General features: G+C 67.8%; 20 protein-coding genes. 9 read left to right on the top strand and 11 right to left on the bottom strand.

Translation table 11 applies throughout. The annotated features are described in order from the left end of the window. Positions 1-33 precede the first annotated feature (33 nt). From BMW26_RS09700 to BMW26_RS09690, 3 genes are read left to right on the top strand one after another with little or no spacing between them, the layout of a single operon-like run. Positions 34-651, top strand: coding sequence for a pyridoxamine 5'-phosphate oxidase family protein (locus BMW26_RS09700; protein WP_072591377.1), 618 nt, complete (start codon positions 34-36; stop codon positions 649-651). Beyond that, the gene (locus BMW26_RS09695) at positions 648-1082 is read left to right on the top strand and encodes a cupin domain-containing protein (protein WP_072591376.1); all 435 of its coding nucleotides are present in this window, start codon (positions 648-650) and stop codon (positions 1080-1082) included. Before BMW26_RS09700 ends, BMW26_RS09695 begins: the two co-directional genes overlap by 4 nt. Before the next feature lie 3 nt (positions 1083-1085). Then, entirely contained in the window at positions 1086-1853 is a 768-nt protein-coding gene (locus tag BMW26_RS09690) for a hypothetical protein (protein ID WP_072591375.1), read from the top strand. Between the two features lie 6 nt (positions 1854-1859). Here BMW26_RS09690 and BMW26_RS09685 read toward each other — a convergent pair whose 3' ends face one another. From BMW26_RS09685 to BMW26_RS09670, 4 genes are read right to left on the bottom strand one after another with little or no spacing between them, the layout of a single operon-like run. Further along, the gene (locus BMW26_RS09685) at positions 1860-2660 is read right to left on the bottom strand and encodes an SURF1 family cytochrome oxidase biogenesis protein (protein WP_053096422.1); all 801 of its coding nucleotides are present in this window, start codon (positions 2658-2660) and stop codon (positions 1860-1862) included. Between the two features lie 8 nt (positions 2661-2668). Continuing rightward, the gene (locus BMW26_RS09680) at positions 2669-2863 is read right to left on the bottom strand and encodes a hypothetical protein (RefSeq protein ID WP_053096420.1); all 195 of its coding nucleotides are present in this window, start codon (positions 2861-2863) and stop codon (positions 2669-2671) included. After that, positions 2860-3216, bottom strand: a complete 357-nt coding sequence (locus BMW26_RS09675; protein WP_072591374.1) for a DUF3099 domain-containing protein — start codon at positions 3214-3216, stop codon at positions 2860-2862. Before BMW26_RS09675 ends, BMW26_RS09680 begins: the two co-directional genes overlap by 4 nt. 51 nt (positions 3217-3267) lie before the next feature. Then, positions 3268-3894: a DUF4190 domain-containing protein gene (locus BMW26_RS09670; RefSeq protein WP_072591373.1), complete on the bottom strand. Its 627-nt coding sequence runs from the start codon at positions 3892-3894 to the stop codon at positions 3268-3270. A gap of 134 nt (positions 3895-4028) precedes the next feature. Here BMW26_RS09670 and BMW26_RS09665 point away from each other — a divergent pair, with 134 nt between their 5' ends. Continuing rightward, the gene (locus BMW26_RS09665) at positions 4029-4736 is read left to right on the top strand and encodes a beta-ketoacyl-ACP reductase (protein ID WP_072591372.1); all 708 of its coding nucleotides are present in this window, start codon (positions 4029-4031) and stop codon (positions 4734-4736) included. Between the two features lie 21 nt (positions 4737-4757). Here BMW26_RS09665 and BMW26_RS09660 read toward each other — a convergent pair whose 3' ends face one another. The 3 genes from BMW26_RS09660 to glgC all read right to left on the bottom strand — a co-directional run bounded on the left by BMW26_RS09660 (position 4758) and on the right by glgC (position 7427). Next, a complete protein-coding gene (locus BMW26_RS09660; RefSeq protein ID WP_072591371.1) occupies positions 4758-5456 on the bottom strand; it encodes an alpha/beta fold hydrolase in 699 nt (232 codons plus the stop codon). Between the two features lie 32 nt (positions 5457-5488). Then, positions 5489-6124, bottom strand: a complete 636-nt coding sequence (serB, locus tag BMW26_RS09655; protein ID WP_053096408.1) for a phosphoserine phosphatase SerB — start codon at positions 6122-6124, stop codon at positions 5489-5491. A 61-nt stretch (positions 6125-6185) separates the two neighbouring features. Further along, positions 6186-7427: a glucose-1-phosphate adenylyltransferase gene (glgC, locus tag BMW26_RS09650; protein ID WP_053096406.1), complete on the bottom strand. Its 1242-nt coding sequence runs from the start codon at positions 7425-7427 to the stop codon at positions 6186-6188. Positions 7428-7496: 69 nt separating this feature from the next. Between glgC and glgA the strand changes: the two genes are divergently transcribed. From glgA to BMW26_RS09635, 3 genes are all read left to right on the top strand, one after another. Then, positions 7497-8681: a glycogen synthase gene (glgA, locus tag BMW26_RS09645; protein ID WP_072591370.1), complete on the top strand. Its 1185-nt coding sequence runs from the start codon at positions 7497-7499 to the stop codon at positions 8679-8681. Positions 8682-8698: 17 nt separating this feature from the next. Further along, positions 8699-9484 carry an ABC transporter ATP-binding protein gene (locus tag BMW26_RS09640; protein WP_053096402.1) on the top strand — a complete coding sequence of 262 codons (786 nt, stop codon included), beginning with the start codon at positions 8699-8701 and terminating at the stop codon, positions 9482-9484. A 91-nt stretch (positions 9485-9575) separates the two neighbouring features. Beyond that, a complete protein-coding gene (locus BMW26_RS09635; protein WP_042537536.1) occupies positions 9576-9833 on the top strand; it encodes a type B 50S ribosomal protein L31 in 258 nt (85 codons plus the stop codon). Between the two features lie 96 nt (positions 9834-9929). On the opposite strand, the gene BMW26_RS09630 is transcribed toward BMW26_RS09635, so the two are convergent. The 3 genes from BMW26_RS09630 to BMW26_RS09620 are packed head-to-tail and all read right to left on the bottom strand — an operon-like array spanning position 9930 to position 13517. Continuing rightward, positions 9930-10211 carry a hypothetical protein gene (locus BMW26_RS09630; RefSeq protein ID WP_053096401.1) on the bottom strand — a complete coding sequence of 94 codons (282 nt, stop codon included), beginning with the start codon at positions 10209-10211 and terminating at the stop codon, positions 9930-9932. 53 nt (positions 10212-10264) lie between these two features. Next, positions 10265-11512: an alpha/beta fold hydrolase gene (locus BMW26_RS09625; protein WP_072591369.1), complete on the bottom strand. Its 1248-nt coding sequence runs from the start codon at positions 11510-11512 to the stop codon at positions 10265-10267. Between the two features lies 1 nt (position 11513). Beyond that, complete coding sequence (locus tag BMW26_RS09620) at positions 11514-13517, bottom strand: DUF262 domain-containing protein (protein WP_072591368.1); 2004 nt, start codon at positions 13515-13517, stop codon at positions 11514-11516. Positions 13518-13693: 176 nt separating this feature from the next. Between BMW26_RS09620 and BMW26_RS09615 the strand changes: the two genes are divergently transcribed. Both BMW26_RS09615 and BMW26_RS09610 read left to right on the top strand, forming a co-directional pair. After that, positions 13694-14467: a hypothetical protein gene (locus BMW26_RS09615; RefSeq protein ID WP_053096395.1), complete on the top strand. Its 774-nt coding sequence runs from the start codon at positions 13694-13696 to the stop codon at positions 14465-14467. A gap of 188 nt (positions 14468-14655) precedes the next feature. After that, positions 14656-15159 (top strand): DUF3145 domain-containing protein, encoded by a 504-nt coding sequence (locus BMW26_RS09610; protein ID WP_072591367.1) that lies wholly within the window; start codon positions 14656-14658, stop codon positions 15157-15159. A gap of 139 nt (positions 15160-15298) precedes the next feature. On the opposite strand, the gene yczR is transcribed toward BMW26_RS09610, so the two are convergent. Next, on the bottom strand, positions 15299-16702 hold the full coding sequence (gene yczR, locus BMW26_RS09605) for a MocR-like transcription factor YczR (RefSeq protein WP_072591366.1): 1404 nt from the start codon (positions 16700-16702) through the stop codon (positions 15299-15301). Positions 16703-16745: the final 43 nt, after the last annotated feature.

Here is a 16745-nt window from a genome sequence, read left to right as displayed (position 1 = left end):
GCCACGTCCGACGGGAGTGGCATAGTCGACAGGGTGACCCATGACGACTCCGACCTCGCCCTCGATCCGCTCAACGACTGGCTCAGAGGACGCCACGCTCTCATCGGCGTCGCTCCGGACTGGGACATCCGCGACCTGCCGGATGACCCGGCGGTCCTGTTCGCCGAGTGGTTGCGCGCCGCCGCCGCAGCCGGGGTGGCGGAACCGCACACGGTGACGCTGGCGACGGTCGACGCCGACGGGATCCCCGATGCGCGCACGCTCATCCTGAAGAGGATCGACGAACGAGGGTGGGCCTTCGCGAGCACGCGGTCGTCCCGTAAGGGGGCGCAGCTCGGCGCAGTGCCGGCAGCGGCCCTGAACTTCTGGTGGCAGCCGCAGGTCCGTGCAGTCCGCGTGCGCGGCCGCGTGGAGGAGGCGACGCCCGAGGAGAGCGCCGCCGACCTCGCTGCTCGCTCGGCGGCCGCACAGGCAGGCATCGCCGACGGGGACTGGGTGCTCTGGCGCATCGTCCCGAGCCGCATCGAGTTCTGGCAGGGGGAGACCGATCGGAACCACACCCGCCTCGTGTACGAGGCATCCGCGGACGGCTGGAGCCGGGCGCTCTCCGGTCGCGCCGCTGACCGCATCGAGGAGGAGGCTCGCGCATGAGCGACTTCCAGGTCATCGAGATCGGTGCGCTGGACGAGTGGCGTGAGCACCACGGCGGCTTCGATGCCGCGCGCTCCCGCGATGGTCGCCGCGTCGTCGACCACGAGCTGACGATGCAGTTCATCGGACTCACCGCGAACGCGCTCGCTCCGGGTGAGGAGGCGGGGTACTGGCACGTTCATTCACGCATCGAGGAGCTCTACGTCTTCCTCGAGGGGCGCGGGCAGATGGGTCTCGACGACGAGGTCGTCGAGGTCGGCCCCGGCACCGTGATCAGAGTCGGTCAGGGGGTCGCCCGCACCTGGCGGTCTCACCCTGGCAGTGCGGGGGAGCTCCGCTGGCTGTGCATCCGGGCCGGAGGCCAGGAGCTGCCGCATCTTCCCGATGACAGTGCGCGCCTGCCCGACCGGCCGCTGCCCTGGACCGACTGAACGATGAGCGAGGTTCTCCCGCCTCCGCCGTCAGAGGCCCCGAGCTTCGCCGACGACTTCTCGACGGGGCTCGACGACGAGAAATGGGTCGCCCACTACCTCCCGCATTGGACGGTTCCCGAGAGGTCGGCGGCGCGATATGAGATCGTCGACTCGGTGCTGCGCCTGCGTATCGACAGCGATCAGCTCGATTGGCGGAAGGAGGATGCCCCGCTCCGTGTGTCGAATGTGCAGACCGCGGTGTTCTCCGGATCCGTCGGGTCGGCGCGCGGCACGCACCGACATCGTCCGGACGGTCTGGAGGTGCGAACGGAGACGCCTCTGCACTTGCTGTTCGCTCCCGCCCGCGGACGCATCGATGTGACCGTCGCCGCGAGCACCGACGAAGGATGCATGCTCGCCGCCTGGCTCGTCGGGATCGAACACCTCTCGGAGAGGGATGCCGGCGAGATCTGCATCTTCGAGATCGACGCGGATGCGGTCTCGAATACGACTCGAGCGCGGACCGGCATCAAGGCGCACGGTGATCCGCGTCTGCAGACCGAGATGGCCGAGGTGGTGCTCCCGTTCGACGCGAGTGAGCAGCACACCTGGACAGTCGTCTGGGGTGACGGCGAGACGGTGATCGGCTGCGAGGGGAGGGTGCTGCGGCGGATCCCGCAGTCGCCCGACTATCCGCTGATGCTCCTGATCGATCTCTTCGAGATCGGGACGCCCTCGGGCAGCTACCCCAAGTCCGCCCTCGTCGTGGACGTGCGGGCCTGGGGCTGACGCGTCTCAGCGAGCATCGAGGAGCTCGTCTTCGACGTCGGCATCGCTGTCACGGCGCCGGGACTTCTTGACGGGTGCGGGCATCCCCTCCACCTCTTCGCGGTGCTTCACGATCTCGGTGCGGATGATGTAGCCGATGAACACGAAGCCCATCAGCGCGAACAGGATCCACTGGATCGCATACGACAGATGCGGGCCGGGGTCGTCGGTGGGGGAGTCGAAGCGGCCCAGGGTGCCTTCGCCCGCCGGTTCCTCGCTCACGATCTGCCCGTACGCGCTCGTGATCACGTCTCCGTCGACCAGCTCGGCGATCGAGGGGAGGTTGATCGTCGGCACCTGGCCCTCGGGAGCGCCGCGTCCCGAGGCCGGCAGCTGCTCTCCGGGACGCAGACGCACGATGACCTCGACCTCTCCGCTCGGAGGCGCAGGAACGGCATCCGGGGAGTCACCGTCACCGGGCGGCACCCATCCGCGGTCGACGATGAACACACGTCCGTCGACATCGCGGAACGGCACCAGAACCTCGAACGCACTCGTGCCGCCGTGGGGCCGATTGCGCACGAGGAGCTGGTCATCGGCGATGTACTCGCCGTTCAGGACGACAGGATGCCAGACGTCGCCGGGCTCGAGGGCTCCGTCGGCGCCGATGAGGTCGGAGAGCGGGACGGGATCCGCGTCATAGTTCTTCTCGACGAGAGCGATCTGCTCGGATCTCGTCTCGTTGCGCTCGAACTGCCAATTCGACAGGAAGGCGCACCCGACCGCGAAGCCGATCGCGATCAGCACGTACACGGTCCATCGACCCATCCGGGCACTCACGAGGGCATACCATCTCTCACTGTCACGGGGAAGTCTCTGGCAGCCAGGTAGTCGTGGAGGAACGAGACATGCTCGTCGCACGCGAGCCAGATCTTCTCACGGTCGGCGGCATGGATACGCGGATTGCGCCACACCACCTGCGTGGTCGCCGCGCTCCGGCATCCGGCACGCGAGCACTCCAGTCCACTCACTCGCGATCCTGGCGGCTTTCGTGGATGGTGATGACGTGAGGCGGCGGATCCTGTTCGACCGGAAGCGTCGGGGCCGGGGCAGGTGCCTCCAGCTGCTGCACGGGAGATTCCGCCGTCGTCTCGGTGCTGTCGCTTCCTGCGTTCGCGAACACCACCGCGATGTAGGGAAGGAGCGCGGCCGCGAGCGCGAAGACCCATGTGTACCAGCCGTAGGGCTGCACGAACATCATGAGCGCGAAGCAGACGATGCGGATCGTCATGGTGAGCGCGTATCGGCGCACGCGGTGGTCCGCCTCGTCTTTCGGCGACTGCGGAAGCGAGGTGACAGCAGGGACCAGTGGCTTGCTCTTCACGATGAGTCCAGCCTACGCCGGTGCGGGCACCACGGCGCGCCCGTCTGCCGCTCAGGTCGAGAAGAGGAAGGGCAGAGTGAAGGCGCCGAAGAACAGGAACCCGATGACCGTCATGATGATGCCGATGACGAGCACCGCGACCATGATGTACCCCATGATGAGGCCGGCGAAGGCCATGCCGCGTCCGCCGATCGAGGGGTTCGCCTTCGTCTGTCGGAGCGCCATGTGGCCGGTGATCACGGCGACGATCGAGGCGAGCAGAGGCACCACAGCCCAGAAGAGCACGACTCCGGCGATTCCGCAGATCAGCGACGTGACCGCGAGTCCGCTCGCCGGGCGAGGTGCGGGATAGTTCGGTGCTGCGTAGTTCGGTGCCGCGTAGTTCGGGTATCCGGTGGCGGGTTGGCCGGGAGCGGACGTCGGGTAGGGCGACGCTGCAGACGCTGAGCCGTAGGGGTGCATCGATCCGCCGCCGTGGACAGGCGGGCTCGGCGCGAAGGAAGGCGCGGCGCCCGGGTACGCCTGGGTGGGCGACGCCGGAGGGGCAGTCGGGTACGACGGCGGCTGCGCCGCCGGAGAAGCTGCCTGGTAAGGCTGTGCGGGCGGTGCCGGCGCTGCGGGCGGCGGGGGAGTCGGCTGCGGTCCGCCCGAAGGGGTGGGGATGCTGTTGTCGCTCACGGTGGCGCCTTTCGTCGGGTTCAGCGTTCCAGTCGCGGCGTCCGTCTGTCAAACGACGCCGGTCGGACGGCGGCATCCTCGGTAGGATCGAGGACGACCAGGCCCCGACCCCAGCGGCCAGATCAGGAGTGGAAATGAGTTCTCGCGTCGTCCTCGTCACCGGCGGCAACCGCGGCATCGGCCGCGCCATCGCAGAGCGGTTCGTCCGTGACGGATACCGCGTCGCAGTGACGGCGCGGAGCGGGGAAGGCCCCGACGGCACGTTGACGGTCCGCGCGGACGTCACGGACGCCGCGGCTCTCGACGCGGCATTCACCGAGGTCGAGCAGCAGCTCGGGCCGGTGGAGATCGTGGTCGCCAACGCGGGCATCACCAAGGACACTCTCCTCCTTCGCATGAGCGAGGACGATTTCGACAGCGTCGTCGCCACTAACCTCGGCGGAACGTTCCGTGTCGTCAAGCGCGCGTCCAAGGGCATGCTGCGGGCTCGTTTCGGACGCGTCATCCTCATCTCGAGCGTCGTGGGCCTGTACGGCTCGGCGGGGCAGGTGAACTACTCCGCATCGAAAAGTGCACTCGTGGGCTTTGCGCGATCGCTGACCCGCGAACTCGGCGGACGCGGCATCACCGCGAACGTCGTCGCGCCGGGCTTCATCGAGACCGACATGACCGCAGAGCTGCCCGAGGAGACTCAGAAGCAGTACGAGGCGAACATTCCCGCCGGACGCTTCGCCACACCTGACGAGGTCGCGGGCGTGGTCACCTGGCTCGCGGGCGACGACGCCGGCTACATCTCGGGCGCGGTCATCCCCGTCGACGGCGGCCTCGGGATGGGGCACTGAGCCGAGAACGACGCCCTGTCGTCACCGACGGGAGACCGCCGCGTCGATGAGCTCGGCCAAGCGGCCCGGAACCGAGAACTGCGGCCAGTGACCTGAGCCGATGCGGATGACCTCGGCATCGCCGATCGCTCGGAATTCATCCGCGTACGGGCCCCATTGCTCGAGCTCCGACTCGAGAGTCTCCTGATCCATCGCGCCCATCAGCAGTGTCACGGGGACCCCGTGGCGCTGCTCCGAGCGCAGCTCGATCGGATCGGTGGGCACCCGCGCGGGAACGCTCCGAGCCAGCGGAGCGGTGCGGGCGCGGGTCGAGTCGTCGAGGTCGTCGACGTCTTCGGCGGGGAAGTAGTCCCACCCCGGGAAGGGGACGACGCCGTCCGCGACCTCGAATTCGCTGATGCCGAACCCGGAGGGCGGCGGCACCGTGTCGACGAAGACGACCCGCGAGACGAGGTCGGGCCGTGCGTCGGCGACGCCCCAGGCGACGTTGCCGCCGCCGCTGTGACCGACGACGGCCACGGGTGCCCCGATGTCGTCGACCGCGGCCACGGCGGCATCGACCCACTCGGCGATTCCGATGTCGGAGGAAGCGGCGGCGGGGAGACCGACGCCGGGCATCGTCAGGGGATGCACCGAGTGCCCCGCGCGTTCGAGGTCGGCGGTCACCTCGCTCCAACTGGACGCGTCGAGCCAGAGACCGGGGATGAGGATGATGTCCATGCCCCGACGCTAGACGGGGCCTCGGACATCCGCTAGGGCAGCAGCGCGATGACCTCGGAGAGGTCCTGCGGGCCGATCACGAGACTCGCCGCCGCGCGTACGGCAGGCTTCGCATTGAACGCCAGTCCGAGACCGGCGACGGCCATCATCTGCAGGTCGTTGGCTCCGTCTCCGATCGCGATGGTGGCGTGACGGGGGACCCCGAGCTCGTCGGCCCAGTGCTGCAGTGAGGCGGCTTTCACGGCGGCATCCACGATCTCGCCATCGACGCGGCCGGCCAGGGCGCCGTCCACGATCTCGAGGCGGTTGGCGCGCCACCGGTCGACGCCGAGCCCGGGGGCGACGTCGTCGAGGATCTCGTGGAACCCTCCGGACACGACTCCCACGACACCGCCGCGCTCATGGACGGCCGCAGTGAGCTCGCGCACCCCAGGGGTCGGCTCTATGCGCGCCAGCACGCGCGCGAACCCCGACACCGGTACGCCTTCGAGCGCAGCGACGCGGGAGCGCAGGCTGGTGGCGAAGTCGATCTCGCCGCGCATCGCGGCTTCGGTGGCCGCCTGCACCTCGGGGCCCCGCCCGACCTCATCGGCGATCAGTTCGATCACCTCGTTGCGGATGAGGGTGGAATCGGCATCGAGGACGACGAGGAAACGCGCGGCAGTCACGCCTTCGAGCCTATCGACAGCAGAACGGCCCGCTGTGCAGCCGCGTATCGCGGCGACACCGTCACCTCTCGATGAACAGGCCCTTGCCCACCACGGTGATGCCCGACTCGGTCACGGTGAACCCGCGAGCCAGATCCCGCTCGCGGTCGACGCCGACGGTCGCACCGTCCGCCAGGACCACGTTCTTGTCGAGGATGGCTCGATGGACTCTCGATCCCGCTCCCACCCGCACACCGTCGAAGACGACGGAGTCGGTGATGGTGGATCCTCCTCCGGCGAGTGTCCACGGACCCACGACGCTGCGCTCCAGATGAGTGCCCGAGAGCACGGATCCGAGCGACACGATCGAGTCGATCGCATTGCCGATGCGCCCGACGGAGTCGCGCACGAACTTCGCGGGCGGCGAGTTCACGGCCTGCGAGTGGATCGGCCACTCCATGTTGTAGAGGTTGAAGATCGGAAGCGTGGAGATCAGGTCCATGTGCGCGTCGAAGAAGGAGTCGATCGTACCCACGTCGCGCCAGTACGAGCGGTCGCGCGGCGATGAGCCCGGGACATCGTTCCGCTTCATGTCGTAGTAGCCGGCCTCGCCTCGATCGACGAAATACGGCACGATGTCGCCGCCCATGTCATGCCCGGAGGTCGGCGATTCGCCGTCTGCCTCGACCGCGGCGATCAGCGCATCCGCGTCGAAGATGTAGTTGCCCATCGAAGCGAGCACTTCGTGGGGCGAGTCCTCGAGGCCGGCGATGTCGGTCGGCTTCTCGAGGAACTGCTTGATGCGGCCGGACTCGGTGTCGGCGTCGATGACCCCGAACTGGGACGCCATGGCGAGCGGTTGGCGGATGCCCGCGACGGTGGCCTTCGCGCCGGACTCGATGTGGGCGTCGAGCATCTGTCGGAAGTCCATGCGGTAGACGTGGTCGGCGCCGATCACGACGACGATGTCGGGCTTCTCGTCGTTGATGAGGTTCAGGCTCTGCAGGATCGCATCGGCCGAGCCCGAGAACCAGCGCTTTCCGAGACGCTGCTGCGCGGGCACCGAGGTCACGTACGAGTCGAGGAGAGCTGACATGCGCCACGTCTGCGAGATGTGGCGATCGAGGCTGTGCGACTTGTACTGCGTGAGCACGACGATCTGGCGCAGACCCGAGTTGATGAGGTTCGAGATCGCGAAATCGATCAATCGGTACTGTCCGCCGAAAGGCACTGCAGGTTTGGCCCGATCGGCCGTGAGGGGCATGAGACGCTTTCCCTCGCCGCCGGCGAGGATGATGCCGAAGATCTTCTTTGGTGCGGACATGCACCAACCATAGATGCGATTCGGCTCGGCTAACTAGCATCTGGACAACTGAGTCACTACCGTCTAGACATGCGCGTCGAGATGATCACGAAGGAATACCCGCCGGAGATCTACGGAGGCGCCGGTGTGCACGTCGCCGAGCTCGTCACGGCCTTGCGGCAGAATATCGATGTACAGGTCAGGGCCTTCGGAGCTCCTCGTGACGAGGCGGGAACTTTCGCCTATCGGACACCCTCGGGACTGGCCTCCGCGAACCCCGCGCTGCAGACGCTCGGGACGGACCTCGAGATCGTCGCGGCGATCTCGGACGCCGATCTCGTGCACAGTCACACCTGGTACGCGAACTTCGCCGGGCACCTCGCCTCTCAGCTTCACGGCATCCCGCACGTCCTGACCGCGCACAGCCTGGAACCGCTCCGCCCGTGGAAGGCCGAACAGCTCGGCGGGGGATACGCGGTGTCGAGCGGAATCGAGAAGCTCGCGTACGAGAACGCGGCGGCGGTGATCGCGGTCAGCGCCGGCATGCGCGAGGACATCCTGCGGAGCTACCCGTCGGTCGACCCGACCCGTGTGCGCGTGATCCACAACGGCATCGACGTGGATCGCTGGCGGCCGGTGCAGAACCCGGCGTTCCTCGATTCGGTCGGTATGGATCCGACCAGGCCGTCCGTCGTGTTCGTCGGCCGGATCACCCGGCAGAAGGGCCTGCCGTACCTCCTTCAGGCCGCTCGTCTGCTGCCCCCGGAGGTCCAGCTCATCCTCTGCGCCGGCGCGCCGGACACCCCCGAGATCATGGCGGAGGTGCAGGAGGGCGTGCGGCTTCTCCAGCAGACCCGCGAGGGCGTCGTCTGGATCGATCGGATGCTGCCGCGCGACGAGCTGTCGGCCATCCTCACCGCGGCGACGACATTCGTGTGCCCGTCCGTCTACGAGCCGCTGGGAATCGTGAACCTCGAGGCCATGGCCTGCGGCGCTGCCGTCGTCGGCACGGCGACCGGCGGCATCCCCGAAGTCGTCGACGACGGGGTCACCGGCCGCCTGGTGCCGATCGAGCAGCTCCAGGACGGCACGGGGACGCCGGTCGATCCGGAGCGCTACGTCGCCGACCTCGCTGACGTGCTCACCGAGGTGACGTCCGATCCCGAGCGAGCCCGTGCCTATGGCGCGGCTGGCCGGGAGCGGGCTCGCGACGAGTTCAGCTGGGGCGCGATCGCCGACACCACGCGTGCGCTGTACGCGGAGCTGACCGCCTGAGCCGATAGGCTGGAGGCATGTCGAGCGCTCTGGAATTCACCGACGTCGTCGTGCGCCGCGAGGGGCGCAACATCATCGATCACGTGACCTGGCAGGTCGACGATGATCAGCGGTGGGTGATCCTCGGACCCAACGGCGCAGGCAAGACGACGCTGCTCCAGCTGGCTGACACGCTGATGCACCCGACGTCCGGAACCGTCACGGTGCTGGGAGAGACCCTCGGACGCACGGATGTGTTCGAGCTGCGCCCGCGCATCGGCTTCGCGTCCTCCGCGATGGCGAAGCGCGTGCCGCGCGAAGAGACGGTTCTGAACACGGTGCTCACTGCGGCATACTCCGTGCTCGGGCGATGGAACGAGAGCTATGAGGACATCGACGAACGTCGTGCGCTGCGCGTCCTCGGCGACTGGCGACTCGACCACCTCGCCGACCGGACCTTCGGCACTCTGAGCGACGGCGAGCAGAAGCGCGTGCAGATCGCCCGCGCCGTGATGACCGATCCCGAGCTGCTGCTGCTCGACGAGCCGACTGCGTCTCTCGACCTCGGCTCTCGTGAGGAGCTCCTTGCACTCCTGAGCGGCTATGCGTCGTCGCCGACGACGCCGGCGATGCTGATGGTCACGCACCACGTCGAGGAGATCCCGGTCGGATTCACTCATGTGCTGCTGATGCGCGAGGGGCGCATCGTCGCCGCCGGGCCCGTCGCCGAGACTCTGACGGCCGAGGCTCTGACCGAGACGTTCGGCATGCCGATCGTCCTCAGCAGCGAAGAGGGTCGATATGCGGCCCGCGCGGCATCCTGATGCGCATCTGATAGAATCGATCCTTGGTGCTCTCTGCACCGCAGACTTCCCTCGTCCCTGGCACAATCCAGGGCAGCAACTAAGGAATCCCATGAAGACTGACATTCACCCCGTGTACAAGGCTGTCGTGTTCCGCGACCTCGGCTCGGGCGAGACGTTCCTCACCCGTTCGACTGTCTCGAGCGACAAGACCATCGAGCTCGACGGTGTCGAGTACCCGGTGATCGACGTCGAGATCTCCTCGGCATCGCACCCGTTCTACACGGGCAAGCAGCGCATCATGGACTCGGCCGGTCGCGTCGAGAAGTTCAACCAGCGCTTCAAGGGTTTCGGCGGATCGTCCAAGTAACGACCCCCGCGATCGAAGGCCCCGTGTTCCTCGGAACACGGGGCCTTCGTCGTCTGCAGTGGGTTCGTCTTCTGCGGTCGGATCGCGCGCGAGTCGTCAGACGTCGATGACGATGCGCTCTCCGTCGATGCGGCCCAGCGGGTCGCCAGGGGCCGGTGCGGGGGCGGTGCGCTGAGTCTGACGGTCTCGCTCGGCACCGGCTTCGTGCGCCGATGGCATCCACACCGCGTCGAACGATCCGCCCAGGCCGCCGCCCGCGCTCTCGTACTTCTTCTCGAGCGGAGTACGGGAGTAGACCGCCACGATCACCACCACGGCCGCGGTCGCGGCGACGAGGAGGATCGCGATCGTCAGCAGGGTCCCGAGAATGTCGGCCATGACTCCAGGCTAGGCGGGACGGCGCCGATCGGCATCCGTCTGCAGGAGGATCCTCAGCGGATGCGTCGGCCCTGGGCGAGATCGATGAGATGCGTCAGCACGGGACCCGACCGCAGGCCGTTGTGCTCGTGTTCGCTCGTCACCCAGAGCTTCACGCCCGGAAGCAGGCGCGCGGTCTCGAGGGAGTACTCCAGCGGCACGTAGACGTCGTTCACGTACACGGCGGCCGCGCCCGTCGCACCCGAGGTGGCGATGGCGACCTCGTCGTAGATGCGCGGCCACTCGAACTCGGCGAGCGCGAGCGTCACATCGCGCCACGGCCGGAAGGCCGGCACGGTCTCGGTCCAATCGCGGCGGATGTGCTCTCCGGTGAACAGCGTGACGTCGTCCCGGAAGTCCTGGGGCTCCGTGCGCTCGGCGGACCAGCGGGTCGCGTGTCCGCTGGCGTAGCTCGACTCGTGGAAGACGAAGTAGAGCGGGTTGCGCCCGCTGTAGGGCAGCGCGTGCATGAGGTCGTGGCGGAACGCGTTCGATGCGGCATCTCGCTCCAGAAGCGACCACAGGGTCTGCCAGCCCTCGTTGGTGCCGAGCGCCGAACCCACAGAGCGCAGTCGAGACGGCGACACCACCTCGCCGTCGGGGAGCACAATGTCGCCGGCTGCTGCCCGGTCGACCAGACCCCGCATGACGTCGCGATGCTGCGGGAATCGCCGGTAGTACTGTTCGGAGGCCGCGCGCATCTTGTCATAGCAGAGCGCGTACACCTCGTCAGGATGACGATCGACGGTGCTCAGGCCGCCCGTGATGAAGACGTCCGCCAGCGAGTCCGCATCAGTGGACAGATAGGCCAAGGTCGTGAACCCGCCGAACGACTGGCCGAGCACGCTCCACGTCTCAGCGCTGAGGTGCTCGCGCATCGCCTCGCAGTCCCGGACGATCGAGTCCGCGCGGAGATGGGTCAGGTACTCGGCCACTGCCTCGGAGCCTCGTGCGAGGTCGCCGTCGCCCACGGGCGTGGACAGGCCGGTGCCGCGCTGGTCGAGCATCACGACGCGGTAGTGCGCGAGGGCCTCGTCGAGCCAGGCGGGGGAGGATGAGGCGTGGAAGGGTCGCGGCGCTTCGTGACCGGGGCCGCCCTGCAGGTAGACGAGGAAGGGGAGTCGCTCGCCTCCCTCGCGGGTGACGACGCGGGCGAAGATGTCGATCGTGCGGGTGTCTGCGGCGTCGCCCCAGACGAGCGGCACGGTCAGCGTGTGCTCCTCGATCGTGAGGTCGAAGAGGCGGTGGATGGTGGTGGTCATGTCACATCACATTCCCGATGTAGGAGTACTTGACGAAGACCTCCGAGGCGATGTCGGCCTCGTGGAGCACGCCCTGCACTGCGTTCATCATGTAGTTCGAATCCCACCCCATGTAGAGGTGGTGCGTCTCGTCCAGCTGGTCCCACTGACCCTTCCAGGCCATGGTGTCGTAGATCGGACCGCCGTGAGCGGCGCAGTACGACACGGCGGCCGCGCGGGTGTCGGTCCAGGCGCGGCGGAAGACGCGGTTGAAGAGGTGCTTGACGTCGAAGACCTCCCAGCGCTCTCCGCGGTATTCGACGTACTCGAACTCGCGTTCCCACCCGGCGGGCCACCCACGGCGGCGGACGGCATCGAGGATGGGAGTGAGGCCGTCGTCATCGATCTCCGGCAGTGCGGGGCGGGCCCAGATCCGCAGCAGGTCGGCGGTCAGGCGGATCGTGCGCTGCGAGATGGCCGCGGTGCCCCAGGTGTCGGTGGCCGCGAGCGCCTTCGTCTCGGCGATCGTGCTGCGGGCGTACGCGGAGTCGCGCTTGACGGAATAGGACTCTCCGAAGACCCGCTCCGCCAGTCGCTGCTCGAGAAGCGTGAGGTTGCCGAGCGTGGGTGCGAGAGTGCGATGCGCGTTGCGTTCGTCGTCCGAGTACTCGATCCACTGGCGCACGCCGTCGCCGGACCAGCTGTCGCTGGGCACCGTGGGCACGATGTGCTCGACATCGAAGTCGATCGGGTCATCGACCCCCTCGATGCGGCCCAGCACGTATGCCGGGTGCGCGAGCTCGCTGTACTTCACCACCGCACTCACCCGTTCGTCAGACGGGGTGATGCGGGCGAAGGCGCGAGCCAGGGCGTCGCGCCCATGCGCACGTGCGCGGCAGAGACGGGCGACCAGGCGCTCGTTCGGAAGATTGACGAGCGTCCGCCGCAGGTACATCGCCTGGATCCACTCGAGAGTCTCGACGAGCTCATCCCGCTCGATCAGACCTCGAGCGTGCTCGCTGTAGACGCTGAGGACGAGAGGGTAGGACGCCCGACCGAAGGTGTTGACGTAGCGCAATTGCCGGGCGATCTCCGGGTCCTGCTCGCGCGAAGGATCGAGCAGGATGCCGTAGATCTCGGCGTAGTGGCGCCAGACCTCGGCATCCGCCTGCAGATGGTCCAGGTCGACGCGAGGGAACGACTGCCGGAACGCGCTGTAGACGCCGTGCTCGCCGTTGGCGGCGACCTCCCGTCCCGTCGTCATCACCAGATAGTGCCGCCAGAAGGCTCCGATCGCCTCTCCGGTGTGCCGTTCGATCGGAAGCCAGAACCGCTCCTCGACCTCGAGCTGCTCCGTGTGGGTCAGGCCCATGAGCATGTAGTTGTGGATGAGCTCGTGGTCGCGCAGCGGCTCGCCCGTCGAGTTCAGGCTCGCGAAGATCTGCTGGGCGTTCGCGTCGGCACCGAGCGTGATCGACACGTGCTCGAGCTTCTGCAGGCCCGCCCAGATGAGCGGGGCTTCATCGGCGTGCACCTGGCTGCGGAAGAACGCGTAGTTGTCATCGAACCGCGACTCGCGGTCGGCGTGACCGTCGCGTTCGAGCACCACGGATTCGTAGAGCTCGGCCCACGCGTCGTGCGGACGCAGCTTCGTGCGGGTGGGGTCGTCGGGGCGCACGAGCACGCGGTCGAGATCGGCGGCGAGCCGGGGGTCGGAGTCCTGGACCGCATGCCGAAGGGCCGCGACCAGCAGCATCAGCGTGGTGATGCGCTGCTGCCCGTCGATCAGGACGAGGTCGGTGTCGGCATCGCTGTCGTCGGCCGCCGACAGGATCGACCCGATGAAGTGGCGGTGGGATGAGTCCTCGCGGGCGACCGCACGGACGTCCGAGAGAAGCTGCTCGCACCCGCCGATGTCCCACCGGTACTGGCGCTGGTACACCGGCACGACGATGGTCGTGGAGTCCTCTGCGAGCCACTCGATCGTGTTGACAGCTGTCGCCTCGACGTTGGTCGCAGTGCTCATGCTGGTGTCTCGTCCTCCCGTAACGCCCGGCGCCGAGGAGTCGCCAGGCGCCCGATTCAGTCTATTCGCTTATTCACGGCGGCCCTCGGCGGCGCTCCAGAGGTGCCCTGTTAGGCTTGCCTTATCAGGGCCTGTTAAAACGTGCTGGCCCCCGATGAAGGGACATGACCTAGATCATGGGATACATCAAATCGAAGGCGCTCGAAGACAAGGGCTTCGTCGTGCTCGACAGCTACGACCAGGAGCTCGACCCCAAGGAGTGGCTCGACATCGAGTACAACGACTGGAAGTCGTCGGGCGACACCCGCTTCGCGCCGCTCGCCAGCGCCAAGGGCGAGATCGAGTGCAACGGCTTCTGGAACCACAAGCCGCCGCGCACCGACAAGGACGGCGTCTGGATCGACTCGCAGACGGCGAAGGCTCCGAACCTCACGCGTCGCGCACAGGAGCCCGGCGCCAACGTCGGTCGCTGCCGCGTCATCGAGCTGCAGCCGACCCCGTACGGCGAGTGCCTGTACAACCTCCACCAGGACGACAACAACCGCCTGAACCCCGACGGCACCGGATGGGTCGTGCGCGGATTCTTCAACCTCAGCGACGACAAGGACAGCTTCTTCGTCCTGCGCGAGAACCGCACGGACCCGAGCATCGAGTATCGCATCGCCCTGCCCGCCGGTGCACAGCTCATCGTCGACACGCAGCGTCTGTGGCACGCCGCGACGCACGTGGGCACGGAGCCCCGCTACTGCCTCATCACGTCGTGGACGTCCGGCCCTGAGCTCGACGCCTACATCGAGAAGTACCACGGCACCCAGGACGTGCCGAACGTCGAGGTCCCGCAGGAGGTCCTCGAGGCCGGGTACGCCGAGCAGGCTCGCCGTGACGCCGCCCGTGCCGCGTACTACGCCGCCAAGGGGCAGCAGGTCAAGCAGGCCATGAGCGAGGCCTGAGCCTCATCCGAATCAGGACCGGCGACGGTCCGAAGGCCCCGGTCCTCCTGACCGGGGCCTTCTTCGTGGAATCACATGCTTGTGATTTCACCTGGTCTGGGCGAGAATAGCCCCATAACCGCATATTCACGCCAGTTCTCGGTGTTTCAGGTCGTTGGGGAAGACGCACCTGATGAAACGGAGAGATCATGGCGACGGCTTACGCACGCGGAGTGGTGTTCATCCACTCTGCACCTCGCGCGCTCTGCCCGCACCTGGAATGGGCGGTAGGACGCGCCATCGGTCGTGCGGTGAACTTCGACTGGAGCGACCAGCCCGTGCTCGACGGCGCACGCCGCGCCGAGTTCTACTGGGATGGTCCGGTCGGCACGGGCGCTGCTCTCGCGACCGCGATCCGCGGCTGGGAGCATCTCCGCTTCGAGGTGACCGAGGATCCGACTCCTCGCAGTGACGGAGGGCGCTGGCTGCACACTCCCGACCTCGGGATCCACTACGCCCAGACGGACGCGGCCGGAAACATCGTCATCGGCGAGGACCGCATCCGCTACGCGTTGGAGATCGCGGCCGGGAGCGCGACCGAGCTGCAGCGTGAACTCGACATCGCACTCGGCTCGGCCTGGGACGAGGAGCTGGAGCCGTTCCGCCACGCGAGCGATGACGCGCGTGTCGTGTGGCTGCACAAGGTCGGCTAGGCAGCCGCCCACAGACCTGGAAGGGGAAGGCGCGAGTATCGGATGCCGGTGAGCGATCCCGGACGCTGAGAAGGCGAATTCCCTTTCCATACATGACGAGGACCCCGCCCCTGGACAACAGGGACGGGGTCCTCGTCCGTCAGATGACGGCTGACCGGGCCATGTCGGTGCGGGCGGTGGTTCCGCCGGACATCACGTCGTCCCACGCGAGCCGCAGTCGCTGCATCGCCTCGGCGGTGCGCTCCGGGGGCAGCGTGATCGGGATGCGCAGGCGCCGCTCGAGCACGCCACCCGTGGAGAAGCGAGGTCCGGGCGGGAGGATCAGCCCGTGATCACGTGCGGCCAGCGACAACTCCGTCGAGACGGGAGCGCCGAGATCGAGCCAGGCGGACAGTCCGCCGTTCGTCTGAGGCATCGAGAGGCTCTCGATCGATTCGAGTCCCGCCGCCACGGCATCCCGTCCTGCGTGCAGGCGTGACGCGACGTGCGCGGTGAGAGCGGGCATCTCGCGCAGCAGCTCGACGGCGATGCACTGCTCGAGCAGCGCCGTGCCGAGCTCGAACGAGGGGCGGACGGCGAGCAGGCGGGTGATCATCGCGCGGTCGGCACGGATCCAGCCGATGCGCATGCCGCCCCAGGCGATCTTCGACATCGAGCCGACGGTGATGACGCGCGGGCCGAACGCCGCGAGAGGACGTGGAGTCCATCCTCGATCGATGTCGAGCTCCGCGGTCGTCTCGTCGACGACGAGATGCGTCCCGACGCTCTGCGCCGTCGCCGCTATGCGTGACCGGGCCGTGTCGGGCAGCGTCGCGCCGGTGGGATTGTGGAAGTCGGGGATCAGATACGCCAGGTGGGGGCGACTGCGAAGAAGCGTGTCGGCGATGTGGCGCTCATCCCACCCGGTGACATCCACCGGAGTCGGCACCAGTCGGTAGCCATGGCGGTGGAGCGCCTCGAGAGCGTGCGGGAAGGTCGGCTGCTCGACGAGTGCACGCTCTCCGCGTCGGCCGATCGTCGCGAGCACCAGGTTGAACGCGTGGAGAGCGCCGGACGTGATCATGATCTCGTCGGCATCCGTCGGGAGCCCCCGCTGCGTGAAGCGCTCGGCGACTGCGTCACGCAGCTCGGGGAGGCCCTGCAGCGAGTATCCGCTCGCGCCGCGCAGCGCGGCCAGGCGGGGGAGCGATCGTACCGTCGCGTCGTACAGCCCCGGCGTCGAATCCATCGAGGCGATCGACAGATCGATCGCCGAGGCGTCAGCCACAGGACCGACACGTGCTGCGGTGTGCGGAAGTGTGACACGGGTGCTGCCTCCGTGCCGACGCGAGACGTAGCCGTCGACCTCGAGGAGCCCGTACACGCGGGTCGTGGTGGAGCGGGACCGTCGCAGCTCGAGGGCGAGCGCTCGCTCGGACGGCAGACGCTCGCCAACCGTCAGTCGACCGTCGAGGATCAGCGCACGGATCTGTTCGGCCAGGGCCTTCGCTGTACCGCCGGCGACGTTCTGTGCGCCGAGCTGCTGGACGAGTCGTGAGGTCATCCGTCCAGCATGCCGCAAAGTGGCCTGAGGAAAGCAGGCCACT

The sequence above is a fragment of the Microbacterium sp. 1.5R genome, assembly GCF_001889265.1.
In the GTDB taxonomy this organism is placed as follows: Bacteria; Actinomycetota; Actinomycetes; order Actinomycetales; family Microbacteriaceae; genus Microbacterium.
This window is presented reverse-complemented; position numbering and strand designations above follow the sequence as displayed.

What these genes read in the sequence shown, in the direction of transcription:
- BMW26_RS09685 (WP_053096422.1), bottom strand. Translation starts at nt 2,660, where the DNA reads ATGGGTCGATGGACCGTGTACGTGCTGATCGCGATCGGCTTCGCGGTC.
- BMW26_RS09610 (WP_072591367.1), top strand. Translation starts at nt 14,656, where the DNA reads ATGGCGACGGCTTACGCACGCGGAGTGGTGTTCATCCACTCTGCACCT.
- glgC (WP_053096406.1), bottom strand. Translation starts at nt 7,427, where the DNA reads ATGTCCGCACCAAAGAAGATCTTCGGCATCATCCTCGCCGGCGGCGAG.
- BMW26_RS09620 (WP_072591368.1), bottom strand. Translation starts at nt 13,517, where the DNA reads ATGAGCACTGCGACCAACGTCGAGGCGACAGCTGTCAACACGATCGAG.
- BMW26_RS09615 (WP_053096395.1), top strand. Translation starts at nt 13,694, where the DNA reads ATGGGATACATCAAATCGAAGGCGCTCGAAGACAAGGGCTTCGTCGTG.
- BMW26_RS09640 (WP_053096402.1), top strand. Translation starts at nt 8,699, where the DNA reads ATGTCGAGCGCTCTGGAATTCACCGACGTCGTCGTGCGCCGCGAGGGG.
- BMW26_RS09630 (WP_053096401.1), bottom strand. Translation starts at nt 10,211, where the DNA reads ATGGCCGACATTCTCGGGACCCTGCTGACGATCGCGATCCTCCTCGTC.
- yczR (WP_072591366.1), bottom strand. Translation starts at nt 16,702, where the DNA reads ATGACCTCACGACTCGTCCAGCAGCTCGGCGCACAGAACGTCGCCGGC.
- BMW26_RS09635 (WP_042537536.1), top strand. Translation starts at nt 9,576, where the DNA reads ATGAAGACTGACATTCACCCCGTGTACAAGGCTGTCGTGTTCCGCGAC.
- BMW26_RS09660 (WP_072591371.1), bottom strand. Translation starts at nt 5,456, where the DNA reads ATGGACATCATCCTCATCCCCGGTCTCTGGCTCGACGCGTCCAGTTGG.
- BMW26_RS09625 (WP_072591369.1), bottom strand. Translation starts at nt 11,512, where the DNA reads ATGACCACCACCATCCACCGCCTCTTCGACCTCACGATCGAGGAGCAC.
- BMW26_RS09690 (WP_072591375.1), top strand. Translation starts at nt 1,086, where the DNA reads ATGAGCGAGGTTCTCCCGCCTCCGCCGTCAGAGGCCCCGAGCTTCGCC.
- BMW26_RS09665 (WP_072591372.1), top strand. Translation starts at nt 4,029, where the DNA reads ATGAGTTCTCGCGTCGTCCTCGTCACCGGCGGCAACCGCGGCATCGGC.
- BMW26_RS09695 (WP_072591376.1), top strand. Translation starts at nt 648, where the DNA reads ATGAGCGACTTCCAGGTCATCGAGATCGGTGCGCTGGACGAGTGGCGT.
- glgA (WP_072591370.1), top strand. Translation starts at nt 7,497, where the DNA reads ATGCGCGTCGAGATGATCACGAAGGAATACCCGCCGGAGATCTACGGA.